Consider the following 24494-nt stretch of genomic DNA (forward strand, 5'->3'; position numbering starts at 1 on the left):
TCCTTGGAGTAGCTTTTTTATTTAGCTTTTAACTGGTTTCTTAGCGGCTTCTTTCAAGGCTTGGTTAATAGCCTTGGCATAAAGTTCATCCCCTTCACTGTTTCCAGCGAAATGGGTGCCATCGCCGCCGCCAAAAATTTCCTTATGAGCGGGAGCAATCTTGTTCCAGTCAGCAATCGTAATGTAGTTGTACTTTGCTGGTAACTTGCGTTCCAACACGGCCAACTTAGCTGAATTCCAAGTAGCATCGGCTTGGCCGTCATAAGGCGTCATCAAAATCAAACGATGACCCTTTGGAATTTGATCAATCAAATCCTGGAGCTGCTGTTCGTAATCATCCAATGAATTCGTTCCAATACAAATCACGACGTTTTTGCGCAAAGTATTGGCCTTAATTTGCTGAGCAACGATGGCATTGGCCTCCCCCATGTTACGGTTAGCCTGGGCATCAATGCTGGCATTCTTAACTCGCTCTGCCAAGGAGGCACGGGTTCCCAGCGTGACGGAATCCCCAATAATGGTAACGCCAGCCGGAATTTTACCCTTTTGTACTGGACTAGCACTCGAGGTGTTTTGGTTAAACTGGCCGGCCAAACCATTTAACTGGTCGAGATCCTGTTGTACGTTTCCCACCCAAAGCTTGCGAGTCAAAGAGGACATCTGCGGTGCCTGCGTACAAATCCAAGCGCCGTTGACCGTCAGCAAGGCCAAGCAACAATAGGCAGTCCAGCGTCCAACCAGCCAAGGCTTGCGATTATGCTGGAAGCCAAGCTTGCGGTTGGTCAGCAAAGGTTCGACCCAGTAATAAGATAGCGCCGCCAGGACAAAGGACAGCACCGTCGTCAAAATGATAGCTTCATTACGCTCCATCAAGTGCGAGAAGATAATCAAGAGGGGCCAGTGGTAGAGATAGACCGAATAAGAGGCGTCGGCTAGGAAAGTTAAAATAGCCGGCTCTTTGATATTCGGCGTTTTTTCATGCAAAACACGAGCAGCAATAATCATGACAGAAGTGGCCAAAGAAGCGAGCAAGAAGCCGTATAGATAAGTCACGTCATTATCGTAGTGCAAGCAGAAAAGCAGGGTCATCAAAACGGCAAAACCCAAGAACATCAGTACAATGGCACGTCGCGTTGACCAACGATCAATTAAGCGCTGAAAGGCTTCGGGTAAGTGATAGACCCCGGTAAAGGAGGCCACCAAAGCCCCTAAGAAAAATGGGAAAGAATGCGTTAAATCGGCAAAGTAAAGTTGGTTAACATTGGTGCCCTGGAGCACTTCGACATTAACCAAAACCAACTGAATCATGACGATAATGATGGCGGCTAAACCAACTCTTTCCCGCAGCATTTCACCCCGCGCAACCACGGAGAAGTGGCGCTGCTTGATCACATTGCGGACCAGGAACCAAAGGATGAGGCCCCAAATGAGGTAGAAGTGCATTTCAATGGCAAGGGTCCAAGTGTGCACGAAAAGATGCGGCATGAACTGATTTTCATAGTCCCCACCCGTCAAAATTTCAAAATAATTCGTTACAAAGCCCAGCACGGCCGCAACTTGATGGGAAATATCCGTAATAAAGTCACGGCTAATTAGTAGGCTCATTGGCAGTACGATGACCACTGCCAATAGCAGCGGTGGCACAATTCGCTTGAATCGGCGCACGTAGAAATTAAAAAGGCGGAAGTGGTCATCGCGGCTATATTCGTCAATCACCAAGCCGGTAATCAAGAAACCAGAAAAGGCAAAGAAGAGATCGACACCGACAAAGCCACCCGTGAAAATCTTTGGATAGAAATGATACAAAAGAACCATTAAAAGTCCTGTAATTCGAATGAGGCTAAACCATTTTATCTTTTTCATGAGGCCAACCGCCCATCTTTAAAAGTCCCGGAATGGCGCTTACCTTGAGCAGTGGTAAAGGTTCCCTGTCCGTCGGCCTGCCCGTTCTTAAAGTGGCCACTATAAGACCAGCCTGCTTTATCGTGGTAAGTTCCCTGGCCATCAAAACGGCCCTTGGTGAAGCTGCCTTTATAGTAGGAACCGTTTTTGAGCTTGAGTTCGCCCTCGCCGGCAAAATAGTGGTCCTTAAGCTGCCCAGTATAGGCAATCGTGGGCGTCAATTGGTAGTTATTTACCTTTTGGCGGCTGGTATCCTGGAAGGCATAAGCTGCCAAAAGCAGGCATAAAAGAAACCAACCTCCTAAAATTACTTTCATTTTCACGGTAAAAACCCCCAGTTAAAGTCAAATCTTTTTTAATTCTACTACATGAATTCACAAAAAAAGGACTGCAGCGCAGTCCTTAAGAGATATTTAACTTAGTTTTCAGCTTCTTTTTTGAGTTGGCCAGCGGCCTCTTGGTAACCCCGAATATACTCCGAAATTTCATGAGCCCGATCCTGACTGAGCTTATTAACAAGCTTAGTCAAACCAGCTGGAAAATGCTTAAATTGCTTCCCCTGGTCATAATCGCTTTGGGCCGCTTCATAGCCCATCTGATAATCATCTTGAACCTTGCTACTTTGCTTTTCTTTGGCCCAGTCCTGATAGGCGGTTTGGGCTTCGTCGTACTCGCCGGCCTCATAATTTTTCTTAACGTAATCATGCAGTTCATGCAAAAAGCTCATGAGCTAACCTCCATTACTTTTAAACCAATTATACACTGCCAAGTTGACAAACCATCCTTTATTGCATATAGTTAACTGGTTAACTAATGCATTAGGAGACAGCATGGATTATTGTCACGGTATCATTACGAATTTAAACCACTTGATTCAAACTTACGCTAGTTCGGCAGAAATGATGCCCCTGGATGCTGATGGCAAGCCGCTACCAGCTAATCAGGGCCATCTGCTCATGCTCCTTCTTGAAAAAGGAGCGCAGTCCAACGCTGATTTGGCGGAGGCAACGCAGCTTTCCCGTCCTGCGATTACCAAGACCATCAAGGCCTTGATTAAACAGGATGCGGTTACCGAAAGCGTTTCGCCCGAAGATAAGCGCAGCCGTTTTTATCAGTTAACGGCTACTGGACGCGAACTAGCCGAACAGCACAAAGCAACCCACGAGAAAATGCAGGCGCGCATTCACACCGTCATGCAGGACTATCCGCTTGACCAGCAAGCCGCGATTGCTCAATTCCTCGAACAAATTAACCGAAAGGACCCCTCATGAAAAAATCATCGAAAATCATGCTAGTCGTGATGCTCTTGGTTGTTTTGGCCCTCGGAGCCTATGCAATTTTCAAGCCTAACGACAGCAAGGACACATCGACAACGGCCAAGCAATCTGGTAAAATCACCATCATCGCTTCCACCAACGTCTACTCCGAAATTGCGGACAAGGTTGCTGGTAAGTACGGCCAAGTTTCAGCCGTCATCACTAAGCAGAGTGTTTCCCCGGAAGACTACGAACCAACGGCTAAAGTGGCCAACGAAGTCAGTCAGGCTGACATCGCGCTTGCCAACGGACTCGGCTACGATTCCTGGATGAACAAGTTAGCCAAAGCATCGAGCTCAACCCAATTAATTCAAGTTGGCTCCGACGTGGTCAAGTCCGATGATAAAGCCAATCCGCACCTCTGGAACAATCCGGACTACATGGCCCAAACCGCCTACTATCTAGCTGATCAACTTGCTAAAAAGGATCCAAAGCACAAGGATTATTACCAGGACAATGCCAAGCAGTACGAGCAGTCCTTGCAGCCGGTCCGTGACATGATGAACCGCATTCGCGAAGAGAGCCAGGGTGCCCAAGTCGCCCAAACTGAAACCGTCTACCAGTACATGCTGCAAAACCTCGGTTATAACATCGCTGACGAAGGCTTCGCCGAAGCAATTGCCGAAGGTAACGACCCATCCCCTGCCGTTTTGTCACAGCTACAAAATGACATCAAGGATCACAAGTTGAAGTTCTTGGTCCAAAACACCCAGACAACTGGCTCGACCGTCGACCATCTCGTTAAGCTTGCCAAGCAAAACGATACGCCAATCATTAAGGTAACGGAAACAATTCCAAACCACACTTCCTACGTCGACTGGAAGTTATCCGAGCTTAAGCAAATCAAAGCCCTCTATTAAAAAAGCAGACCCGCAAGGGTCTGTTTTTTATACGGAACGACGTTTGAAGATGAGAAAGGCAATGTAATAAGCCAAGAAAATATAAAAGACACAAACTAAAATCACAACGTTTGGCGTCAAACCAGTTACGGCATGCAGGTAATTGGCAAACTTCGGCCAATTGTTGGCATAGGCAGAATCACCCGACTCAACAATGCAATAGAATAGTGCAAAGGGATTCCACTTAAAGCCACTCCAGATTTGGATTAAATGTCTCGAAACAGCCATCAGAATAACGTTACCAAGAACCAGAAAGACCGCAACAATCATAGCTGCAGCACCGCTCTTGGCTGCATTCGTGGCCATCAATATTAGGGCGACGAAGAAAAGGTCTATTAAAAGTTCAGTCCAAAGATTAACAAACAAGGCCAGCCACATGGTCTTCGTAATCGTTAAATGCCCATATAGCCTGCCAGCGATCAAAGTCGAAGCTAAAGCCGTCCCAATCATCAAAAGATAGTAAGCAAAGAGGACAATCACTTTTGAGAAAAACACTTTGGCCCGTGAATAGGAACGTGAAAGTAGGGGGCGGATGGTGCCATAACGAAATTCTTGGCTAAGAAACACCGCAGCCACCATATAAAAGACAAAGGTCGAAAAATTAAAGCCCAGCGCTAGACTAGAAAAATCGTAACTAGCAGGGTGCCTGTATATGATATAGAGAGGAATAATAATCGGAATTAACAAAATCCACCAAGCGTGATTTTGCTTCCGCAATTTGAATGCTTCTTGTCGAAGTAGTGTAAACATAAAAATCCTTTAGTTAGTTTCCCATCCTAAAAAACAGAAAACAAGAGTCAGTCGCGGTTACCGAAATAATCCTTTTTCATAATCAATGTTACCGCTCTCATATCGGATTAGGTTACAGGCCCTTTAAGGCTAAATTAAAAAAAGGTTACGAAATTAATCATACCAAATAAAAAAGCCCGTGATGGGCTTTTTTATATCAAACGCTACGACGCTTGAAAATATAGTAAGTAACGGCATAAAGGACAAGCACGTAAGCGGCGAAAACTAGGAAAATAACCCAGGGTTCAGCATTCATTAACTGATGGGCGTCGGCTTTCATCATTTTACCGTCGAAAATATCGCCGCCGATGGCACGAATTCCAAATTCAACACCGAAGGGGTTCCATTTCAATGGCTCCCAGGTATGCTTCAAAAAGAGCGAAAAGGCCCCAAGGATGTTTGAGCCGACCAGCAAAACCATACCCAAACCAATGGCAGCCCCTGAGCTCTTCACAATGTTAGCAACCAATAAAATAAAGGCTGTAACAAAGGCATAAGTCAAAACATAGGAAAAGATCAGCGATCCAATCCCCTGCCAAATATTGGTTAAATCAGAATGGCTAACGTGATGGACGAAAATTGGCCAGGCAATCATTGTTCCGACAAAGGACATGAAGAAAGTGCCCAAGTAAACGCCAGTGTAAGTCAAAATTTTCGAGGTAAAGACGGCACTGCGTGAGAAGCGACGTGACAACAAAGGACGAATCGTTCCGAAATGAAATTCTTGGGTAAAAATCACGGCTGCCATGACAATAACCGCCAAGTTGGCGACGTTAAAGCCCTGTCCCAAAATGGACAAAGAATCCGCCGTTGGGTTTCTCCAAATCCAAAGGATGGGAACAATCAGGGCCAAAATAAACCAGTAGTAGACCCGGTTTTGCTTCCAAGCCTTCATACCTTCTTGTTTCAATAAAGTAATCATCTTCTCTCCTTACGCTCCCTTTCCGTCATTCTTCAAAACTTCGAGCAAGTGCTCCTCGAGGTTTTCTTGGTTCGTTGAAATGGTTTTGACTTCGATGTTTGCAGCGGCCAACTTAGCCAAAACATCCTGCACCTTCAAAGCATCGTCGCCGTTATCAATGATAAGCTTGGCACCGTCTTCCTTAGCATCCCAGTTATTGTCAGTAGCCAACTGAAGGACAGCTGCGTTATCACTCGTTTCCAAAATGATTTGGGCATGGCCACTCGACAAGAAGTCTTCCATGGTCGTGTTTTTAACAACCTTACCCTTGTTGATGATGACCACGTCATCTGCCAAACGCTGCAATTCGTCGAGCAAATGGCTTGAAATCAAGAGGGCCACACCCTTGTCAGCAAGGCTACGAATCAACTCACGAATATCGCGCACTGACTGTGGGTCCAAGCCGTTCATTGGCTCGTCCAAAATAACCAGCTTAGGATTGCGAATCAGAGCGATGGCGATTCCGAGACGCTGCTTCATTCCCAGCGAGAAATTCTTGGCCTTACGCTTACCGAAGTTGTCCCCATCAATCTGGGTCTTGTGCATAATTTCTGGGATAGAACCGGGATTCTTCGTATCCATGGCATACAACTTCAGGTGATCCAAGGCCGTTAGGTTTGGATAAATTGATGGATATTCAATCAAATTCCCCATTTTATCCAGGGCCTTGTGATTTGAAAAAGTAACCGGTTGGTTATCAAAGGTAATTTCACCTCCTGAATAAGTCATCAAGCCCGTGATAGCACGCATAGTCGTTGACTTACCCGCGCCCCATTGGGTCCAATTAAGCCCACGATGTGTCCTGCCTCAACATTAAAAGAAACCTTGTCCATCGCTTGGAAATGGCCAAATTTCTTTGAGACATTCTTTAACTCTAGTAATGCCATTATTTCTACTCCTCGTAAATTAGTGATTGTCGCTATTATGACAGTCTATATCAACCACTTCTATCATAACGAAAGGACTAGGCCACAAAATCACAAAGCATTTACCGTTAGGTTAAGGTCAAATTACAAAGATTTAAAATAGAACATTTCTAAGTTAATAGTATAAAATTATGTACAAAAAAACTGCCCTTACACCGAAGTGTAAGAGCAGTTTCTGCTAAGTAGTTATCTACCTAAGCTAACTTAATTGAATTAAGCCAACTTGTAAACAGTAGCATCACCAGTGTTAGCAGCGTCGACAACAGCGTTGTATGAGTCTGCAGCGCGAGCAGCACCGTCAGCCCAAAGGGCGCCGATAAGCATGCTCTTGTTGTAGGCACGACGAGCGTCGTCAGCAACGTTTTCTGCATCATAAGCTACAGAACCAGCGATAGCACCAGCAATAGCAATTGGAGCACCAATAGCTTGAGCGATACCACCGGCGATTGGGATAGCACCAAGACCAGCAGTCAAGGCACCAACACCGAAGGTTGCACCGTTAAGAGCCAAGTTACCAAGACCCCATGCGGCAGCAGTAGCAGTGTTCATAACACCTTCAGTACCAAGGAAAGTTCCTTCGTAGATGGCATCCATGATTGAAGCGGCTGAAGCTTGGTTAGCCTTGCCGTTCACTGCGTCAGGTTCAGTGATAGCCTTTTGGTCTGCGTTGGCAGCGTTGTCAGAATCAGTACCATTTGCAACACGGTTAGTGTTGTAGTTGTTGATGATCTGTGCCAAGTAAGCAGGGCTTACAAGTGCAGGGATCAATGAGTACAATGCGATACGACGAGCGCGGTCAGCGAGACGCCAGCTTTCACGGAAGGCGTTCTGTGCAAGGAATGAAGCACCGACAAGAGCCTGTACAGGAATTCCTACAAGAGCACCGAACCAAGTAGCAGTAGCGATACTTGCAAGACCGTAAGCAACTACGTTGATTCCAGTCCAGATGGCATCGATGATACCAACAGTAACGTTACTAATTACTTGTAGCACGCTGTCAAGGCCAAGAATGGCAGTGACTGCGAGCTTAGGGAAGATGTTGTTACCCGTCATCTTTTCAGATTCGTCTGCAACAGCCTTCTTCTCTGCGAAGTCTTCATCTTGGACTAGCGCTGAGCCAGTACCAGGGTTGAAGATCTTATATTGCTTGCCATCTGCACCAGTAGCTACAGTGTAGTCACCGTTGGAGATGGTTACGACTTTACCATTCAAAACCAAGCTCAATGCCTTAGTTGCTGGATCATAGTACTGATCCATTGCTTCGCCATTGTTGCTTAGCTGAGTATGGGTAAGGCCGTCAGTGTTAAATTGAGCAGCGTTTACATCCTTGCTGTTCGCACCCAAGGCAGTAATGCTAGTTGGGGCAGCCGTGACTTCGGTCTGCTTGTTGGTGTTTGACAAGTTGTGCAAACTACCAGTAAACTTTCCGAGGCTGGTTACCATGTTGTTGATTGGCGTAATACCACGTAGGTCGTTAGCCGCGTCAACATCATTAGCATAATCCTTAGGGGTTGAAACTACACCGTTTGACTGGTTGTTCGTAACCTTTTTGTCGCCAAAAATGTTAGAAGCAGTAGTCAAAGCGTTATTAAACGGAACGTCTGAGTTAGGCTTAGTGTAGCCGCTACCTTGATCAGTCTTAGCGACTGAAGAAGTGGTAGCGCTTGCTGCTGGAGTGCTGTCTTCAGAGTCGGCAGTAAATGGCTTCAATGGATTGGCCATTTGGTCGGCTGAGAAGGGTTGCAATTCAGCGGAATCGGCATTTGCTTGCGCAGAAGTAAATAGACCGAGACCTAGCAAGGCTGCAATCGCTGTCTTGGAAACAGCTTTGATTGCCCCCATAATGTCCTCCTAAATTGTTTTGTGCCCTGTTCAAAGAATTAAGCACTGTGATTATTATGCACGAGTTTTAGAGGATATTCAAGCAAATAAATATTATTTGAACATAAAAAAAAGATACTAGATTTTTTTAACGGATTTGTCCCGAATGTTTATTTTTTGGACAATTTTAAGTAGATTCTAGACGCAATTGCAGAAAGTGTCACGACCCAAGCGAGGGGTAAAAGGGCCGAAGATTCCAAATGAGAGATCTCAAAAATCATGAAAAGAGCCATCAAAGGTGCCTCTTGGGAAGCGGCCAAAAAGGCAGCCGCCCCCAAAGCGGTACTCTGCCAAAGTGGGATACTTGGGAAGTAGATATGCAAAGCTGCACCAACTAGCAAACCGAGGACTGCGCCAGTGGCAATGGCAGGCGTCAAAGTTCCACCCGAACCACCAGCCTTCAAGGTCGCAAAAGTAATGACTAGTTTGAGCACTGCTAATATAAGAAGAAAGATGACAACTTTTCCACTTTCAGCGTTCAAAGCACCCTGAGCTAGAGCACGGCCATTGCCCATAATATCAGGGGTGAAGAAGGCTACGATCCCAGTGATCAAGGCCATGGCAGGCAAGAAAGCAAAAATCTTAGCCGACTGTACCTGAGTTTTTTCAGCCCAGGCAAAGGCCTTACGGGCGATGGCACCGAAAACGCCGGCCAAGGGACCAATAACCGTGGCGATAAATAGGATGGTAACTGAAAACTTACCGTCCCCCACTAGGTAGTATGGGTGAAAGCCCTTGGCAATCGACCCGACTAGCATGGCAATCATGGCCATCCCCATCGAAACGGAAACCGTCTTCATCGTCGTCTTCTTAACCAGCATTTCCACGGAAAAGAGCATCCCCGTGATGGGCGCGATATAAACACCGGCAAAACCAGCACCGGCTGCCGCAGCTAGCAGCAACTTCTCATCCTCAGCAGACAAGTTACGCCATCCCAGGCGGTCAAGAATCCTTTGCCAAATTTGGCCCAGTAGGACTCCAGCTTGTCGGGGTGCTAATTCGCGACCAACAGAGCCACCAGTTCCCACGTAGAAAATTTGGGTCACAACGTGAACGATAGTACCCAGCACTGGCATCCTTTTACCAGCCAGAGCTCCCTTAATCCCAACAATCTTGGGTTGGTTAGGTCGGCGGATGGCCCACCAAGCACCGGCGGCAATAATTCCACCGATCGTGACAGAAATCAAACGCCGCCAGGGCCAAGTGCCAGCGGGACCAGGATTGGCCGTACTTTCGTGAAAATTCAAGAAAAAGGCTTCGATGTTTTCCAGAAAAAAGCTCAATAGCATCGCCGCCAAACCAACCGCTAAACCGAGTACAACGGTTGAAAGGGCGAGAATCAGGAAAGAAGATTCACTTTGTTTTTGCTGACTATCCATTTTGCTATCCTTACTTGCTTGCGTAGTGGGCTGCAGCCGCCCCAAAATTAAAACGCTGCACACGGACCTTCGTGAAGCCTAGGTCACCTAGTAACATTTGTAACTGGCGGTAGGACATGAAGTTTTCCGTGGTTTCATCTAAATATTTGTATTCCTGCTTTTTACCATGGGCAAAAAGTTGGCCAAACCAAGGCATCACCTGGCCAAAGTAGAACTTCCAGAAGGGACGAATCAGTTGGCTATCGGGTTGGGAGGTTTCTAAAATTACAAGCTGTCCGCCAGGCTTTAGCACGCGGTACATTTCTTCCAGGCCCTTCCTTGGGTCCGGCAAGTTACGCAAACCAAAGCCAATCGTCACGATGTCGAAACTGTCGTCTTCAAAGGGCAACTGCATGGCATCCCCCTGAACGAGCTTGACCTTGTCGCTTAAGCCAGCCTGGTCAACCTTCTTCTGGCCAACTGCCAGCATGGCTGCCGAAAAGTCTAGCCCGGTCACCTTGGCTTCCGGCAAACTCTTTTCTGCAAGGGCCAGCGCCCAATCGGCGGTTCCGGTAGCAATGTCGAGAATCTGAGTAGCATGAAAAAAGTTAATTTTGCTCATGACCCGGCGGCGCCAGTTTTTATGGGTGCCGAGGCTGATAATGTTGTTCATCTTGTCGTATTCCGGCGCGATGCGGTCGAACATGGCTTGGACATTGGTATTTTTAGGTGATTGGGTCATGACAATTCCTTGTAATTGGCGAGATTTTGCGCGATGGCGCTACGTTTTATTTTACCACTGGCGGTTTTAGGAAGGGACGCAGTCAGGTAGAAATGCTTAGGCAACTTATAATGAGCCAAACGCTGACGACCCACTGCGAGTAGTGCGGCCAAATCAACTGGCTCGGTCAAGACCAAGGCTGGCACGGCACCCCAGTGTTCGTCTGCTTGGCCGACGACGGCGAAATCCTGGCGGACCAGTTGATCCGCTAAGGCATTTTCGACTTCATCGGGGAAGATATTTTCGCCACCGGATGAAATCATATCACCGCTGCGACCATCTATATATAGGAAACCTTCCTCATCAAAATGGCCGTAATCCCCAGTTTGAAACCAGCCTGCCTGCATTTTTTCAGCGAGAAGGTGGGGTTGGTTCAAGTAGCCCTTGGTTAGGTTGGGCGTTTTAATCCAAACATCGCCGGCTTGCTGTTGGGCTGAGCCTGGCTTGCCTAAGCGCAATTCGACTGAAAAAAGGGGCTTACCGACCGAACCGATTTTATCTAGGGCGTATTCGGGATCAAGCGCGACTACCTGGGAGGACGTTTCGGTCATGCCGTAGCACTGCACGACTGGAACCCCGTGGGCTTGGGCCTCTCGTAGAGTGTTCTCCTTGCTAGGTCCGCCGCCGACTAACATGGCACGAAAATGTTTATTATAATGCTGGCCCGGTTGCAAGTCTGCCAACATATCTTGTAGCATGACTGGCACAACGGACATGTGCGTCACGGGCAAGTCCACCAACCGCTGATTAATTAGTTGCGCATCGAAGCGTTCTTCCAACACCACTGCCGCACCATAAATCAAATGCCGCATCAAAATCGAGAAACCAGAAATATGAAAAATCGGCACGGCCACTAACCAACAGTCATCAGCACTTAGACCCAAGTTGAGAGCCGAACTCATAGCCGAATAAAAGTGATTCCCGAAAGTTTGGCAAACCCCTTTTGGCCGGCTGGTTGTTCCCGAGGTGTACATAATGCTGGTCGTATCATCATTGGGAAATTCCGCGACCGGTTCCACTTCAGCCAAGCCTGTTGTGGGCAAGTCTTTAAAATTCAACTGCTTGTGCACAGCCAAGTCCTCTTGATAACCACCATCCGTCAAGACCAGCTGCAGGCCTGCATCTTTGATTTGGTCATTCAACTCGACTGCTGACAGACGTCGATTAAGTAAAACCAGCTCCAAACCCAGTTGCTGCGCCGCCATAATGGCTAAATAACCAGCCAAATTGTTATAAAGTACTAGACCAATTCTTTTTTCAGAATTAATTTCGGCCTGAATTTGACTCGCAAAAAAAAGAATTTTTGTTTGAATTTCAGCAAAAGTCCAACTTTGATTTTGATAATAAACCGCGATGCGGTCGGGCGTATTCGCCACTCGTTTGCTTAACCAATTTTCCATAATGCTATAATACCATCTTTTCGATTCTTGATTTTTTTACAAGCCAGTTTTAAACTAAACCTTTAGTAAGAGAAGAATTTTTCTTCTATAGAAAGGAAGATAATATGAAAGATGATATGAATATGGACCACGGTTCCATGGACATGAATCACTCTGACGATCACATGCAAATGAACCACGATGATCATCACAAGATGAATCATGATCAAATGGATCATGGCGACATGCATATGGATCACAGCAAAATGGATCATTCAAAGATGGACCACATGGATGGCATGAAGATGGACGGCCATGATATGGGCGACATGCACGGTCATGACATGGGTTCAATGCAGGGCCACGACATGGGCAATATGTCTGGTATGGATATGTCCCACGGCGGCATGCACATGTCGATGATGGGCGGCGCTGGCATGATGCACATGGATATGGGCGGTATGCGTAAGCGTTTCTGGTGGTCATTAGGTTTGATGATTTTGATTATCATCTTCGCACCTTTCATGGGTATTGACCTCCCCTTCACCTTCACTTTCCCTGGATCCGAATGGGTTGTTGCGGTGCTTGCCACCATCGAATACATTGTTGGAACTAAGCCCTTCTTCACCGGCGCTGCTGACGAATTGAAGGCCAAGAAGCCAGCCATGATGTCTTTGATTTCAATGGGCTTGATTGTGACTTACTGGTACTCAATTTATGCAGTTTTGTCCAACGCAATTTTAAAGACCCAAATCATGGACTACTTCTGGGAATTCTCAACCCTTGTGGTCATCATGTTGTTAGGTCACTTGATTGAAATGAACGCCACCATGCGTGCCGGTGATGCCACGGCAGAATTGCGTAAGCTTTTGCCTGACACTGCCCACGTACAAGAAGGCGACCACTTCGTCGATATGCCGGTTGCCCACTTGCAAAACAAGATGGTTGTTCAAGTACAAGCTGGTGAATCTTTCCCTGCCGATGGAATTGTTAAAACTGGTGAAAGTCCAGTCAACGAATCTTTGATGACGGGTGAAAGTAAGCCCATTAACAAGAAGGCCGGTGACAAGATTATCGGTGGAACCATCAACGGAAACGGTACTTTGACCGTTGAGTTGACCAAGGTCGGTTCCGACTCCTTCTTGGGTCAGTTGCAAGATACTTTGATGCAATCACAAAGCTCAAAGTCAGCTGCTGAAACGATTGCTACCAAGGTTGCTTCTTGGCTATTCTGGGTTGCTTTGATTTTCGCTACGGCTGCTTTGATTATCTGGATTCCAATCAACGGGGTTTCTTATGCCGTAAACATTGCGGTTACGACCCTTGTGATTGCCTGCCCCCACGCACTTGGTTTGGCCATTCCAATGGTTATCCAGCGTACCAAGGCTATTGCTGCCAAGGACGGTATCTTGATTAAGAACCACAAGGACGTCATGATGGCCAAGCACGTACACTATGCTTTGATGGATAAGACCGGAACTTTGACCAACGGAAACTTTGCCGTTCAAGAATTCAAGGCTGCCGATGACCAAGATGAAAACCAAGTCCTTGCCATCATGGCCACTTTGGAAGCTCAATCTTCCCACCCATTGGCTAAGGCCATCGTAGCTTATGCTCAAAACCAAAAAGCACCTGACCTCAAGGCTGACAACGTGCAAACAATCGCCGGTTACGGTTTGCACGGAAACGTTCAGGGAACACGTTACTCCCTTGTTTCAGCGCGTTACCTCGATGAAAACAAGATTCCTTACACTGCTTTGGATAGCGATGGTACCGTTTCTTATTTGACCGATGGTCACAAGGTATTGGCAACCGTTGCCCTTGGTGACAGCTTGAAGGACAGTGCCAAGGCCTTCATCGCCGACCTTAAGGCCGATAACATTGTGCCCGTTATCGTTACTGGTGACAGCCAGGCCACTGCGGAACACATTGCCAAGGAATTGGGTATTAGCGAAGTCCACTTCCAAGTTTCGCCACAAGATAAGATCAACTTGGTTAAGGAATACCAAAAGAAGGGTCAAGTCATGATGATTGGGGACGGTATCAACGATGCCCCTGCCCTTGCACAGGCTAACCTTTCTGTTGCCATCGGCGCTGGAACTCAGGTTGCCCAAGCTTCGGCCGATGCGGTCTTGATTTCCAAGAGCTTGCGCCGCGTTTCTGATTTGATTCGCTTGGCTCGCAATGCTTCTCGTAAGCAAGTTGAAAACCTCTTGTGGGGTGCTGGCTACAACGTCATCGCCATTCCGATGGCTGCCGGTGTCTTCGCCTTTGCTGGTATCACTTTGAACCCTATGATTGGGGCCATCGTGATGTCACTTTCAACAGTAATCGTGGCAGCAAATGCCTTCTTACTTCACAAGTGATTTAAAAATCTTAAAGCTTCCTTTATCTTTTAATCTGTATAATCATCACTGATACTGATTATTGATAAAGGAGCTTTTTTTATGCGTAAATACCTCGCAGAATTCATGGGGACCTGCATGTTCGTCCTCTTTACTAGCGTGGGTTTGGTCTACTTAACGGCCTTTAATTTCTCACAAATTTTCGACATCATGATGGTCTTTGGTTTGGCCTTGATGGCGGTTATGTTCATCTGGGGACCCTTCGCCAATGGTGGTTACTTCAACCCCGCAACTTCACTTGGTGCGGCTATTGAAGGTGAAATCACTTGGAAAACTTTCGGTGGTTACCTACTAGCCCAAATCATTGGTGGAATCGCCGGAATCGGTTTGACCATCATCGGGATTAACGGCGTGGTCAACGCCCAAAAGACTTCTGGTCAGGGAATTTCAACTAACCAGATTTTGGCTGCCATGCAGCCTGCCTCAACCTCTTCACTTGCCCCTTATTCCTTTGGCATTGAATTGGTGATGACCTTCTTCCTGGTCTTGGTCATCCTTTTGGTCTTGCAAACTAAGCCAAAAAGCAGTCCCTTCATCGCCGGTGTTTTCCTTTTGCTGGCGACCTTCGTGACCTTCCCCTTGACCGGTGGTGCGCTTAACCCCGTCCGCGTTATCTCACCTGCTGTCTTCTCAGGATTGTCGGGTAGCAGCCATCTCTGGCTCTACCTTTTGGCCCAGTTCATTGGTGGCGCCCTAGCGGGTGTCGTTATGCGCTACTTCTTTATGTCTCGAGCAGAAGAAGTAATTGTCGAAATTGAAGAATAAGAAAAAGCACTCTCACGAGTGCTTTTTTATTTGGCCTTGAAATCCGATCTTGGCGGGCAGGTGTAATGAAATTCTTCGTCATCTGAAAATGGTAACGGCAAATCAATCGAATAAGAATGGAGCATGAGGCGTTCTGCCGGTTGGCCACCGTACCAATCATCCCCAATAATGGGATGGCCCTTGGCTGCCAGGTGGACCCGAATTTGGTGCATACGACCAGTTTCGAGTTCTAGTTCAAGAAGACTAGCATCCCCGGCTTCTTCGAGCAAGGTCCACTGTGTTTGAGCCGACTGGGCTTTGATGCCATTAATTTTCCGCAAACGATCATCATCTGGATCAATGCCAATCCCTTGGTCAATCAGGCCCGCATCAGCCGGCATCTTGCCGGAAACCCAGGCCAAATAGCGACGGCGAATAATTTTATCGCGCAACTGGGCATTTAAAATCGGCACCACCACGGGATTTTTAGCCACTAAAACCAGTCCAGAAGTTGCACGATCCAAACGGTGAATCATGTAGGGGCGCGCTGCTTGCCCAGCCGATCGATGATTATCACGTTTGAACTGTGCCGCCAAGTAGTTAAATAGCGTATCCCGCTCAGTCGGCGAATGCGGATGCATCTTCATTCCCGCCGGCTTATCGACCAAAACTAAACTGTCGTTTTCATAGAGAATATCTAGTTGGCAACTGTCGTTTCCAGGATAAGCATTCCCAGCCGGATTACGAAAGATGTCAGCCGGAAAATCTAAGGTCAGTTTGTCGCCAACCTGTAAAATCTGCGCCGTTGAAGCCAAGATCCCATTAATCCGAATGCCCCTTGCAATCCGCAAGCCACCCCGCAAGCGCTGGGGCAAATTCCAAGCCATGAGCTGCTCTTTAACCGTGCGCCCGGCTTGGTTTGCTTTAATTGTTAGCTGATATCGCCACATTTTCCCTCCAAATAAAAAAACAGCCAAGCTGTTTCTTCATTCTTAATTCGTACTAAAATCATCGGAACCACGTGGGATAACACGGGTCGTGTCACTCTTTTCATCGTAGAGTTCCGGCGCATCCGTCGTGTACTCACCCGTCGTTGTCTGATGGTGATTCTTACTATAAAGACTAGTTGAACCCTTGCTATTACTTGACTTACGCAAGCGGGCCACCGTAGCTTTCTTACTGTAATTGGCCTTCTTTGACGAAACGGCCTTGAAGCCTTCCGGTGTGTAGAAACGCAACAAATTCTTCTGATTCAAGTTATCCGACATCGCCAACTGCTCGCGCGCCGCCTTGTCCATCTTTTCGAGCTTAGTCTTCAATGAACCGGTTGGATCATCGATGCGTTCACCCGTTTTGACGTTCCAGTAAACACCTGAAAGTGAAGCATAATCAGGGCTAATCCAATCTTTATTACGGAAAACAACCAATTGGTTGCGGTCCTTGCTTAGGAGGTCTTGGCCAAACTGAATGTAGCGCTTCGTGGAAATTCCCAGTAGGTGCTCAATCGTTGGCGCAACATCAATTTCACCACCGTAAGTGTGGTCAATGTGGCCATCTTTGTAGCCCGGAATGTGAATCATCAAAGGTGTACGCTGCAAGTTCGCGTTGTCCAAGTCGTTCCAGTTATTTGGATCCTGACCCAACAATGGCGCCAGGTTACGGTTTTCCGTGTTAGTAATGCCGTAGTGATCGCCATACATAACAACCATGGTGTTGTCGTACAAACCACTTTTCTTCAGGTAATCGAAAAATTCCTTAATCGACTGGTCCAAGTAGTGATTCGTAATCCAGTAGTTGTCGATGTTACGAGAGCCAGAATTGCTAGTAATAAAGTTTGGATCCTGATCTTCCTTATCCAAAGTAAAGGGCGTGTGGTTCGTAACCGTCAAATATTTGGCATAGAAAGGCTGGTTCAAGCGCTCCAAATATGGAATTGAATCTTTGAAAAGCAACTTATCTTTCAAGCCCCATGACGTTGCCTTCTTACCGGTAACATCAAAGAATTCAGAGGAAATCCAGTTTTGATAGCCCATGCGGGCATAGACGTTGTTACGGTTCCAGAAGGAGCCGTTGTTACCGTGGAAGACCGCGGATGAGTAGCCTTCGCGCTGGTTCAAAATTGCCGGCATCGCCTGGAAAGTCTGATCATTACCCAACTTTGAGAACAGCGATCCTTGTGGCAAGCCAAAGGTCGAAGTCTCCAACATGTTTTCCGCGTCGGAAGTCTTTCCCTGGCCAACCTGGTTAAAGAAGTTATCAAAGGAAATCGTACTTGGGTCGTGGTAAACCGAATTCAAGAAAGGCGTGACTTCCTGACCATTAATTTGGCGGTCAATTGACATCTGCTGGAAGCTCTCCAGATGGATGACAATCACGTTTTTACCCTTAACCTTACCGAAGTAAGTTGGGTTAATATCGGCATAATGCGACTTCACGTAATCCTTGACCTGATTCAACTCATCCGGCGTGGCCGTCTTACGAACCTCACTGGTTTCGTAGGTGTTGTAGCCGTCATAGATGGTGAAAGGCCCGAGGCCCAAGTACTTCACCATGTAGCCACGGTCAAACTGCTTCGTCAGCAACTGTGGTCGGTCAATATCTGACAACATCAGGTTAAAGGCCAAAATCACCCAGCCCAAAGTAAAGATTCGTAGCGCATGGAAACGAGCCAAACGGTGGCCATCCATCCGAATCCATTTGAACAAGAACAAACCGATAAAAATAATGATATCGAGCCAGAAAATAATGTCTTGATAGCCAAAGGCAATCGAACCCGCGCCCTTTGTGCCCTGGTTGACCGTTCCAAAGGTCAGCACCGTATTCACGGACATGTAATCCGAATATTCACGGAAGTACAAAATATTGGCATAGAGCAAAATTGTCAAGAGTGCATCTAAGCCCAATAAAGCCCCATAGTAGAGCTGTTTACGGTGAATAAAAAGAGTCAAACTGAGAATGATAATGGTAAAACCAAGGGGATTAAGCAGCAGCAAAAAGCCCTGGAATACCCCGTTAGCATGCACCCAGTTGAACTCAAAAATATAAGCAATAACGGTTTTTAGCCAAACAGCGAAAACAACCCATGCAAAAAAGCCCGTACGGCTATTAAGTTGATTCCGCCAGTTCGAAGGACGTAAAGACCGCTCCCAAATTTTTGCGAAATAATTCTTCATGATTACTATTATAACCTTTTACCAGGTTACTCGTGCTTATCATTCTGCTTTGATTGGTCTCGTTTTTGGTAAGCCACTTCGACTTTGACGTAGTGCGGCTTAGTGACCGCCATCAGACCATTACGGCCTTCAACACGGCTTTTACCACCAGTCAAAACAACGGAGGCCAGTGCTAAGCGGTATTCTTTTTCAGCAGCCTGTACCGGCATCAAGCCGACGCGAATGATTGTTGCGACATCCAAAGCCTGTAGCTGATTAATGCCCGCCAAAACTTCAATTTGGCCATCCTTTGCTTCCTGCATACCAAAATATGGAAAGAGAGTACCCGGATGGTTGGCATGAATAACGCCTTTTTCAGCAATCACTTGCCGCTGTGCTGCTTCGGTCAACTTGCCATAGTTGGTGGTCACCATCCCCAGCGCACGCAGTTGGTGCACTAAATTATTGATATTCTCACGCTGGATTTCATTGATTGAAATTTCAGCTTTAACAACGTCCTTACGGTCATACAGGCCATTGGCCGGCACAATCACAGCACGTTCCTTCGGATTATCAGCAGGTGCCCCGGAGCCTAAATACTTGGCCGTATAACGCGAGAAATCCCAGCGCACTGTTTTTTCAGTGAAGTAATAAAAGAAATTTAAAACCGTAAAATACAATAGCAGCAAGAAAACCGCAACGAGTAGCCAGCCACGGAAGTAACGCTCGTTCTTCAAATACTGAATGGCCAGGTACAGCAAATACCAAACACCGATGCCACACACAGTCGTGTAAATCCGGCCCTTGGTCCGAGTATTGGTTGTAAAGTAAGCCAAATAAGAATTCAGCAAATCTAAAAGTGAAAACATTAGTTGCCCCCTACCTTACTGCTCGACTTAAAGTCATCGATATTAAGACTAAAGGAACTTGATGAAGAGGAATCATCGCGTTCGCTACTTGAACGAGAAGATTCATCTTTTGCTTCAGATGATGATGATTGACTTGATTCTGACGAAGCGGTCGAAGAATGGCTCGACATACTTGATCGACTCGGCATTGATGAACTCGTTGTCACCACCGGTTGTGAACTCGAGGACACTTTTTTACCTTCATGCGTACCAGTAGCCACGTTGGTTGCCAAGTTGGCCGCTGAAATCGCCACAATTAAAGAAAAAACCGCCATGGGCGTTAAGAATGGTGGAATTTGTTTTTTATCACTAAAGAATACGTTTTTTTTCATTTTCTAAAACCTTAAGTCCATTTTACCCGAATTAAATTGATGCGTCATTTTTTTCTCTTAAGACGCGAAAACCCGCAATCACTTGCGGGCGGACTTTTATAAAAAGGGACATTAATCATTTAGGGAAGGGGGGAAAGAATAAAGTAAAAGATATGTCCGTTAATTCGTTTTTTAAATCAACATTTGTTGATGACTGTACTATAATAGGGCAATGTTAAACAAAGATTAAGATTGGAGCAAGCATGACTGTAAAAAATGACGCCTACCTGATTGACCTGGATGGGACCATCTATCACGGTACGAATCCAATTCCAGCTGCCAAACGCTTTATCGAACGGCTGCAAGCGGCGAACATTCCTTACCTTTTTGTCACGAACAATTCAACAAAAACGCCTGAAGACGTTGCCGAAAACCTAACTCAAAACCACCATATTCCGACCACGCCGGATCAAGTCTACACCTCTGCTCTAGCCACTGCTGATTACGTCAAAAAATTAGCCGGAGGTAAGGCAAAAAAGGTTTACCTAATTGGTGAAGAAGGCCTTAAGATTGCCCTTGAAGATGCCGGCCTTAAGCTCGTCGATAATCAGGATGCCGATTACGTCGTCATGGGTCTCGACCGTCAGTTCGACTACCACAAGCTGACCATTGGAACCCTTGCCATTCAAGCCGGTGCGAAATTCATTGCAACCAACGCCGACACCAACCTTCCTAGCGAAAAGGGCATGATGCCCGGTGCCGGTAGTCTCGTCGCTGCCATGCAAACTGCAACTGGCCAAACACCCATTATCATCGCCAAGCCTTCCCTTCCGATTATGGAAGGAGCACTGGACCGCCTCGGTCATCCCGCTCATCCCGTCATGGTCGGTGACAACTATAACACCGATATCCTGGCCGGCATCAACGCTAAGATTGATACCCTTTTGGTTTACACCGGAGTCTCCAGCCGCGACGACATTGCTAAAGTTGCTGCAAAACCCACCTACGAAATTAATAACTTTGACGAATGGTCTTTCTAAACGAAAAAGCGCACCGAATTGGCGCGCTTTTTTATTGCAATTTTAAGAGTCGCTTGCGTAAAGCAGGATCAGCAGCTGTAATGTAAAGCCCCCGCGTTCCACGTTTCAAAAGAATATTGAGCGCATTGAACATGACCGTTCGTTTCACTTCCGCAATTTCTTTTGGATCCGTCAGTCCCGGACGCCGCTTGTAGATTTCAGTATGCGTTACCTTGCTTGGATTAACCGTCATGCGATCATGCTCAGCATCGTATTCAAAGGGTGGTCCCAGCAAAACACCAACATAATTCAAATCGAAACCTTGAATCGTGTATATCGAACCAACTTCATTAATTGATTCCGGCCGTTCCGCCCAGGGCGTCGGTTGCGGATCAAGTTCATCCCAAGGTTGATCAAAGTCATCCAACATCACGTGATGGCGACCATCATCACCTTTTTCAAAACCAGTTGTCGCCACCATACGTGACAAACCAACTTCTTTATTCTTTTCCTTTATCACGGCAAAAATATCTGCCGCTCGGTTAAAGATACGCAAGTCATAATGACCAAGGTCTTTCGGTACCGGCACCAGCTTTCCTTCAGATAATTCGTTCACCCAGTCCATAACAGCCTGAGAAGCGTTCATCCGGTACTGGAAATTAAAGTTAAAGACCTGATAATCGTACGGTGCCAAAACCTTCTTCAACAACTTTCGGTCCCAGTACATCTTGGTTTGCATAACCTGTTTAAAATCAAAAACAACGACTACAACTTTGGCCAACTTGATAATCTCGGCCAATTGGTTCTGCTGCGTAAATTTGACATAGGGTTCTGGTTTTGACAGCAGCAAATGCCCTTCATCGATCAAAACCACATCATATTTTTCATCATTCTTGTGCGCGCTGTTAATCAAGGAAGTCGGACGAATATAGTCCTTCTTGCGCAAGTTTGGTAATTCCGCACTCATCTCCTGATAAACTTTTAACAGTTCCGGATGATTTACCGTAAAGATACTATTTGTTTCATAGTAGGGACTATCTGCTTTTTTCGCACCTGCTTTCAACTGTTGAAAAAGCTTCGTCAAGACGACACTTTTCCCCGTGCCGGCATCGCCTTCAATCACCGCAATATGATGGCCATCTTTTTTCAAAGAGGACTGAATATAATGGTTAATCAAGTCTAGCTGCTCTTCTTGCTGACCGGAAAGCTGCTCAATGTTAAATTTTTTAACAGCAGAATTATCCAAAGTAGCCTCCTAGATATGCTGCACTAAGAACATGAGGATTGGCACGAAAATCAAGCTGAGCGAAGTAGTTTCTGCGACGGCAACCGCTGCATAACGGTCATCGGCACCATACAACTGTGAAACCACGGGTGCATTGGTCATTACCGGCATTGCTGCTTGCATAATGAAGACCTGCTTCATCAAAATTGGCATCCCGGTTGGCAAAACCAAAGCAGCCATCAGCAAAGGCGCCACCAAAAAACGACCAGCAAGCACACCCATAATTTTCCTTGAAAAGCGAATATCACTCAGCTTTGTGCGAGAAATAGCAATTCCAATGAAAATCATGGAAAGCGGAACCGTCATGTTGCCCAGATCAGTCAAGCTCTTGGTCAAGAAGGCTGGCAAGCTGATGTGCAGGAGCACAAGCACCACACCTAGCATAAAGCCTAACAAAGGCGGTGAAAATACCTTCTTCGCAACGTCGGCGGCAGATAAGTGATTCCCTTGATCACCATCTCGCTGAATCAAATATACACCTAATGTCCAAAAAATGGTTGTATTAGCCATGTAGTAGACCAAAACATAAGGCAAACTTGGCACGCCGAAAAGGGCCATGTTAATGGGTAAACCAATAAAAATCGTGTTTGAATTCAAAAACATCGATTCAAATAAGCCACGTTCATCCTTCTTAATTCGAAGAATCCGAGCAACGCCAATCGAAAGGCCAAACAGAATCGCCATCGACAAAATCGGAAAACGTAAATCCGGTAGAGTACGCAGAAGAATATCCGCCGTAAAATTCTTTGTGATGGTTGAAATCATGGCTGCTGGCAAAGCAACCTGCGTCACTAACTTTGCGATTAATCGCGAGGTTTTCTTATCAAACCAACCCCGTTTCGCTAATCCAAAACCAACTAAGATAATTATCAGAACTTCAAGAACACCAGATATACTGGACCATAATGCAGCCATAACTCACTCGCCTATTTTTAATGATATTCTAATAATAACATAATTATGTCATAAAAGATGACACAAAAAAGGAGGAGCTTGCACTCCCCCACCTATGGGCCATCCAGGACTCGAACCTGGGACCTCTGCGTTATCAACACAGCGCTCTAACCAACTGAGCTAATGGCCCATCTACCAAATGGTAAAAGCGAATGACGGGAATCGAACCCGCATAGCCAGCTTGGAAGGCTGGAATTCTACCATTGAACTACATTCGCATTGTGAGGTTCCCCTCGATGGCGCGGGACGGAATCGAACCGCCGACACATGCAGCTTCAATGCATTGCTCTACCAACTGAGCTACCGAGCCATTTCCTATCTTTAGGAAACAACGGTCACAACGGGGTTCGAACCCGTGATCTCCTGCGTGACAGGCAGGCGTCCTAACCAGCTAGACCATGCGACCAATTGCGGGAGTAGGATTTGAACCTACGACCTTCGGGTTATGGGCCCGACGAGCTACCGAACTGCTCCATCCCGCGATATTATTATGTGGGCTTCGCCCTAAGGAGAATGGGGGATTCGAACCCCCGCGCCGATTTCTCGACCTGACGGTTTTCAAGACCGTTCCCTTCAGCCAGACTTGGGTAATTCTCCATGATCTTTGGCCGCATGGACCATGTTGGACTCGAACCAACGACCGGACGGTTATGAGCCGTCTGCTCTAACCAACTGAGCTAATGGTCCGCTTCGAGTCTATCGCGGCGGGGGGAATCGAACCCTCGACCTCTCGGGTATGAACCGAACGCTCTAGCCAGCTGAGCTACACCGCGATCCTCATAACTGATCTTTCTCAGTCATCGGGACGACAGGATTCGAACCTGCGACCCCCTGGTCCCAAACCAGGTGCTCTACCAAGCTGAGCTACGTCCCGTTCTTGTCCTAGACCATCGGCTTAGGCCAATCTTTTCTTTGCATTCTTCGAATGCCATGCACCTAGCAGGAGTCGAACCTGCAACCTCCTGATTCGTAGTCAGACGCTCTATCCAATTGCGCTATAGGTGCATATATGCCGGCGACCGGGATCGAACCGGTACGATGTTTCCATCGCAGGATTTTAAGTCCTGTGCGTCTGCCTATTCCGCCACGCCGGCGAAAAGCGGAAGACGGGATTCGAACCCGCGACCCCCACCATGGCAAGGTGATGTTCTACCACTGAACTACTTCCGCATAATCCTATGCCGACTAAAGGATTCGAACCTTCGACCCCCGCTTTACAAGAGCGGTGCTCTACCAGCTGAGCTAAGTCGGCATCCCATCGTCGACGTGACCTTCTTTTGACTTTCTAGCCAAAATGGACGCTACAGGGATCGAACCTGTGACCCCCTGCTTGTAAGGCAGGTGCTCTCCCAGCTGAGCTAAGCGTCCAGATAAAGAATTTTGGCCCAACTTGCCAGTCGGGTCATCCTTCTTCTTTAAACTATGTACGGCATCGCGTCGTCCTATCCTCGCAGCCAGCGATCCGGCAACTACTTTCGGCGCTATAGAGCTTAACTTCTGTGTTCGAGATGGGTACAGGTGGTT

20 protein-coding genes, 14 tRNA genes, 1 rRNA gene and 1 pseudogene are annotated in these 24494 nt (G+C 46.8%); 5 read left to right on the plus strand and 31 right to left on the minus strand.

Annotation, left to right across the window (positions count from 1 at the left end):
• Nucleotides 1–21: 21 nt before the first annotated feature.
• The 3 genes from ABSY64_RS07300 to ABSY64_RS07310 all read right to left on the minus strand — a co-directional run bounded on the left by ABSY64_RS07300 (nucleotide 22) and on the right by ABSY64_RS07310 (nucleotide 2629).
• On the minus strand, nucleotides 22–1863 hold the full coding sequence (locus tag ABSY64_RS07300; RefSeq protein WP_349642429.1) for an acyltransferase family protein: 1842 nt from the start codon (nucleotides 1861–1863) through the stop codon (nucleotides 22–24).
• Nucleotides 1860–2219 (minus strand): MORN repeat-containing protein, encoded by a 360-nt coding sequence (locus ABSY64_RS07305; RefSeq protein WP_349642447.1) that lies wholly within the window; start codon nucleotides 2217–2219, stop codon nucleotides 1860–1862. Before ABSY64_RS07305 ends, ABSY64_RS07300 begins: the two co-directional genes overlap by 4 nt.
• A 101-nt stretch (nucleotides 2220–2320) precedes the next feature.
• Nucleotides 2321–2629, minus strand: coding sequence for a hypothetical protein (locus ABSY64_RS07310; RefSeq protein ID WP_349642430.1), 309 nt, complete (start codon nucleotides 2627–2629; stop codon nucleotides 2321–2323).
• A 103-nt stretch (nucleotides 2630–2732) separates the two neighbouring features.
• On the opposite strand from ABSY64_RS07310, the gene ABSY64_RS07315 reads away from it, so the two are divergent.
• Nucleotides 2733–3173 (plus strand): MarR family winged helix-turn-helix transcriptional regulator, encoded by a 441-nt coding sequence (locus ABSY64_RS07315; RefSeq protein ID WP_349642431.1) that lies wholly within the window; start codon nucleotides 2733–2735, stop codon nucleotides 3171–3173.
• The gene (locus tag ABSY64_RS07320) at nucleotides 3170–4078 is read left to right on the plus strand and encodes a metal ABC transporter solute-binding protein, Zn/Mn family (protein WP_349642432.1); all 909 of its coding nucleotides are present in this window, start codon (nucleotides 3170–3172) and stop codon (nucleotides 4076–4078) included. The genes ABSY64_RS07315 and ABSY64_RS07320 overlap by 4 nt, the downstream gene beginning before the upstream one ends.
• A 27-nt stretch (nucleotides 4079–4105) precedes the next feature.
• On the opposite strand, the gene ABSY64_RS07325 is transcribed toward ABSY64_RS07320, so the two are convergent.
• From ABSY64_RS07325 to ABSY64_RS07355, 7 genes and pseudogenes are all read right to left on the minus strand, one after another.
• Entirely contained in the window at nucleotides 4106–4867 is a 762-nt protein-coding gene (locus ABSY64_RS07325; RefSeq protein WP_349642433.1) for a DUF2705 family protein, read from the minus strand.
• Nucleotides 4868–5063: 196 nt separating this feature from the next.
• Nucleotides 5064–5828: an ABC transporter permease gene (locus tag ABSY64_RS07330; RefSeq protein WP_349642434.1), complete on the minus strand. Its 765-nt coding sequence runs from the start codon at nucleotides 5826–5828 to the stop codon at nucleotides 5064–5066.
• A gap of 9 nt (nucleotides 5829–5837) precedes the next feature.
• Nucleotides 5838–6754 (minus strand): annotated as a pseudogene (locus tag ABSY64_RS07335) (ABC transporter ATP-binding protein).
• 252 nt (nucleotides 6755–7006) lie between these two features.
• Nucleotides 7007–8635 (minus strand): hypothetical protein, encoded by a 1629-nt coding sequence (locus ABSY64_RS07340; RefSeq protein ID WP_349642435.1) that lies wholly within the window; start codon nucleotides 8633–8635, stop codon nucleotides 7007–7009.
• A gap of 149 nt (nucleotides 8636–8784) precedes the next feature.
• Nucleotides 8785–10053, minus strand: a complete 1269-nt coding sequence (locus ABSY64_RS07345) for a chloride channel protein (RefSeq protein ID WP_349642436.1) — start codon at nucleotides 10051–10053, stop codon at nucleotides 8785–8787.
• Between the two features lie 10 nt (nucleotides 10054–10063).
• Nucleotides 10064–10774, minus strand: coding sequence for a bifunctional demethylmenaquinone methyltransferase/2-methoxy-6-polyprenyl-1,4-benzoquinol methylase UbiE (gene ubiE, locus ABSY64_RS07350; RefSeq protein WP_349642437.1), 711 nt, complete (start codon nucleotides 10772–10774; stop codon nucleotides 10064–10066).
• Nucleotides 10771–12213: an o-succinylbenzoate--CoA ligase gene (locus ABSY64_RS07355; RefSeq protein WP_349642438.1), complete on the minus strand. Its 1443-nt coding sequence runs from the start codon at nucleotides 12211–12213 to the stop codon at nucleotides 10771–10773. The genes ubiE and ABSY64_RS07355 overlap by 4 nt, the downstream gene beginning before the upstream one ends.
• Nucleotides 12214–12491: 278 nt before the next feature.
• On the opposite strand from ABSY64_RS07355, the gene ABSY64_RS07360 reads away from it, so the two are divergent.
• Nucleotides 12492–14558 carry a copper-translocating P-type ATPase gene (locus ABSY64_RS07360; RefSeq protein ID WP_434063059.1) on the plus strand — a complete coding sequence of 689 codons (2067 nt, stop codon included), beginning with the start codon at nucleotides 12492–12494 and terminating at the stop codon, nucleotides 14556–14558.
• 81 nt (nucleotides 14559–14639) lie between these two features.
• Nucleotides 14640–15362, plus strand: a complete 723-nt coding sequence (locus tag ABSY64_RS07365) for an MIP/aquaporin family protein (RefSeq protein ID WP_349642439.1) — start codon at nucleotides 14640–14642, stop codon at nucleotides 15360–15362.
• 26 nt (nucleotides 15363–15388) lie between these two features.
• On the opposite strand, the gene ABSY64_RS07370 is transcribed toward ABSY64_RS07365, so the two are convergent.
• Genes ABSY64_RS07370 through ABSY64_RS07385 form a run of 4 tightly spaced genes read right to left on the minus strand, consistent with a single transcriptional unit; the run spans nucleotide 15389 to nucleotide 19733 of the window.
• On the minus strand, nucleotides 15389–16291 hold the full coding sequence (locus ABSY64_RS07370; RefSeq protein ID WP_349642440.1) for an RluA family pseudouridine synthase: 903 nt from the start codon (nucleotides 16289–16291) through the stop codon (nucleotides 15389–15391).
• Nucleotides 16292–16333: 42 nt separating this feature from the next.
• Complete coding sequence (locus ABSY64_RS07375; RefSeq protein ID WP_349642441.1) at nucleotides 16334–18514, minus strand: LTA synthase family protein; 2181 nt, start codon at nucleotides 18512–18514, stop codon at nucleotides 16334–16336.
• Nucleotides 18515–18540: 26 nt separating this feature from the next.
• A complete protein-coding gene (locus ABSY64_RS07380) occupies nucleotides 18541–19362 on the minus strand; it encodes a DUF6681 family protein (protein ID WP_349642442.1) in 822 nt (273 codons plus the stop codon).
• On the minus strand, nucleotides 19362–19733 hold the full coding sequence (locus ABSY64_RS07385) for a hypothetical protein (protein ID WP_349642443.1): 372 nt from the start codon (nucleotides 19731–19733) through the stop codon (nucleotides 19362–19364). Before ABSY64_RS07385 ends, ABSY64_RS07380 begins: the two co-directional genes overlap by 1 nt.
• Nucleotides 19734–19975: 242 nt before the next feature.
• Here ABSY64_RS07385 and ABSY64_RS07390 point away from each other — a divergent pair, with 242 nt between their 5' ends.
• Nucleotides 19976–20752, plus strand: coding sequence for a TIGR01457 family HAD-type hydrolase (locus ABSY64_RS07390; protein WP_349642444.1), 777 nt, complete (start codon nucleotides 19976–19978; stop codon nucleotides 20750–20752).
• Nucleotides 20753–20783: 31 nt separating this feature from the next.
• Here the strand turns inward: ABSY64_RS07390 and ABSY64_RS07395 are convergent, their stop codons facing one another.
• The 17 genes from ABSY64_RS07395 to rrf all read right to left on the minus strand — a co-directional run.
• The gene (locus tag ABSY64_RS07395; RefSeq protein ID WP_349642445.1) at nucleotides 20784–21977 is read right to left on the minus strand and encodes a DUF2075 domain-containing protein; all 1194 of its coding nucleotides are present in this window, start codon (nucleotides 21975–21977) and stop codon (nucleotides 20784–20786) included.
• A gap of 9 nt (nucleotides 21978–21986) precedes the next feature.
• Entirely contained in the window at nucleotides 21987–22931 is a 945-nt protein-coding gene (locus tag ABSY64_RS07400; protein WP_349642446.1) for an AEC family transporter, read from the minus strand.
• Nucleotides 22932–23026: 95 nt separating this feature from the next.
• A tRNA-Ile gene (locus ABSY64_RS07405) sits at nucleotides 23027–23100 on the minus strand.
• A gap of 17 nt (nucleotides 23101–23117) precedes the next feature.
• A tRNA-Gly gene (locus tag ABSY64_RS07410) sits at nucleotides 23118–23188 on the minus strand.
• 19 nt (nucleotides 23189–23207) lie between these two features.
• Nucleotides 23208–23280, minus strand: a tRNA-Phe gene (locus ABSY64_RS07415).
• Between the two features lie 22 nt (nucleotides 23281–23302).
• Nucleotides 23303–23376, minus strand: a tRNA-Asp gene (locus ABSY64_RS07420).
• A 2-nt stretch (nucleotides 23377–23378) separates the two neighbouring features.
• Nucleotides 23379–23452: transfer RNA gene (locus ABSY64_RS07425), tRNA-Met, on the minus strand.
• A 25-nt stretch (nucleotides 23453–23477) separates the two neighbouring features.
• A tRNA-Ser gene (locus ABSY64_RS07430) sits at nucleotides 23478–23567 on the minus strand.
• A gap of 16 nt (nucleotides 23568–23583) precedes the next feature.
• Nucleotides 23584–23657: transfer RNA gene (locus ABSY64_RS07435), tRNA-Ile, on the minus strand.
• 12 nt (nucleotides 23658–23669) lie between these two features.
• Nucleotides 23670–23743, minus strand: a tRNA-Met gene (locus ABSY64_RS07440).
• Nucleotides 23744–23770: 27 nt separating this feature from the next.
• Nucleotides 23771–23844, minus strand: a tRNA-Pro gene (locus tag ABSY64_RS07445).
• A 57-nt stretch (nucleotides 23845–23901) separates the two neighbouring features.
• Nucleotides 23902–23975: transfer RNA gene (locus ABSY64_RS07450), tRNA-Arg, on the minus strand.
• A gap of 5 nt (nucleotides 23976–23980) precedes the next feature.
• Nucleotides 23981–24064: transfer RNA gene (locus ABSY64_RS07455), tRNA-Leu, on the minus strand.
• Between the two features lie 4 nt (nucleotides 24065–24068).
• A tRNA-Gly gene (locus tag ABSY64_RS07460) sits at nucleotides 24069–24140 on the minus strand.
• A gap of 9 nt (nucleotides 24141–24149) precedes the next feature.
• Nucleotides 24150–24222, minus strand: a tRNA-Thr gene (locus tag ABSY64_RS07465).
• Nucleotides 24223–24265: 43 nt separating this feature from the next.
• Nucleotides 24266–24338, minus strand: a tRNA-Val gene (locus tag ABSY64_RS07470).
• Between the two features lie 61 nt (nucleotides 24339–24399).
• A 5S ribosomal RNA gene (gene rrf / locus ABSY64_RS07625) occupies nucleotides 24400–24494 on the minus strand; the annotation flags it as partial.

Source organism: Eupransor demetentiae, from assembly GCF_963930865.1.
GTDB lineage: Bacteria > Bacillota > Bacilli > Lactobacillales > Lactobacillaceae > Eupransor > Eupransor demetentiae.

Bases quoted from the DNA above. Each gene is read 5' to 3' on its own strand.
- ABSY64_RS07300 (WP_349642429.1), bottom strand. From the start codon at position 1,863: ATGAAAAAGATAAAATGGTTTAGCCTCATTCGAATTACAGGACTTTTA.
- ABSY64_RS07305 (WP_349642447.1), bottom strand. From the start codon at position 2,219: ATGAAAGTAATTTTAGGAGGTTGGTTTCTTTTATGCCTGCTTTTGGCA.
- ABSY64_RS07310 (WP_349642430.1), bottom strand. From the start codon at position 2,629: ATGAGCTTTTTGCATGAACTGCATGATTACGTTAAGAAAAATTATGAG.
- ABSY64_RS07315 (WP_349642431.1), top strand. From the start codon at position 2,733: ATGGATTATTGTCACGGTATCATTACGAATTTAAACCACTTGATTCAA.
- ABSY64_RS07320 (WP_349642432.1), top strand. From the start codon at position 3,170: ATGAAAAAATCATCGAAAATCATGCTAGTCGTGATGCTCTTGGTTGTT.
- ABSY64_RS07325 (WP_349642433.1), bottom strand. From the start codon at position 4,867: ATGTTTACACTACTTCGACAAGAAGCATTCAAATTGCGGAAGCAAAAT.
- ABSY64_RS07330 (WP_349642434.1), bottom strand. From the start codon at position 5,828: ATGATTACTTTATTGAAACAAGAAGGTATGAAGGCTTGGAAGCAAAAC.
- ABSY64_RS07340 (WP_349642435.1), bottom strand. From the start codon at position 8,635: ATGGGGGCAATCAAAGCTGTTTCCAAGACAGCGATTGCAGCCTTGCTA.
- ABSY64_RS07345 (WP_349642436.1), bottom strand. From the start codon at position 10,053: ATGGATAGTCAGCAAAAACAAAGTGAATCTTCTTTCCTGATTCTCGCC.
- ubiE (WP_349642437.1), bottom strand. From the start codon at position 10,774: ATGACCCAATCACCTAAAAATACCAATGTCCAAGCCATGTTCGACCGC.
- ABSY64_RS07355 (WP_349642438.1), bottom strand. From the start codon at position 12,213: ATGGAAAATTGGTTAAGCAAACGAGTGGCGAATACGCCCGACCGCATC.
- ABSY64_RS07360 (WP_434063059.1), top strand. From the start codon at position 12,492: ATGAAGATGGACGGCCATGATATGGGCGACATGCACGGTCATGACATG.
- ABSY64_RS07365 (WP_349642439.1), top strand. From the start codon at position 14,640: ATGCGTAAATACCTCGCAGAATTCATGGGGACCTGCATGTTCGTCCTC.
- ABSY64_RS07370 (WP_349642440.1), bottom strand. From the start codon at position 16,291: ATGTGGCGATATCAGCTAACAATTAAAGCAAACCAAGCCGGGCGCACG.
- ABSY64_RS07375 (WP_349642441.1), bottom strand. From the start codon at position 18,514: ATGAAGAATTATTTCGCAAAAATTTGGGAGCGGTCTTTACGTCCTTCG.
- ABSY64_RS07380 (WP_349642442.1), bottom strand. From the start codon at position 19,362: ATGTTTTCACTTTTAGATTTGCTGAATTCTTATTTGGCTTACTTTACA.
- ABSY64_RS07385 (WP_349642443.1), bottom strand. From the start codon at position 19,733: ATGAAAAAAAACGTATTCTTTAGTGATAAAAAACAAATTCCACCATTC.
- ABSY64_RS07390 (WP_349642444.1), top strand. From the start codon at position 19,976: ATGACTGTAAAAAATGACGCCTACCTGATTGACCTGGATGGGACCATC.
- ABSY64_RS07400 (WP_349642446.1), bottom strand. From the start codon at position 22,931: ATGGCTGCATTATGGTCCAGTATATCTGGTGTTCTTGAAGTTCTGATA.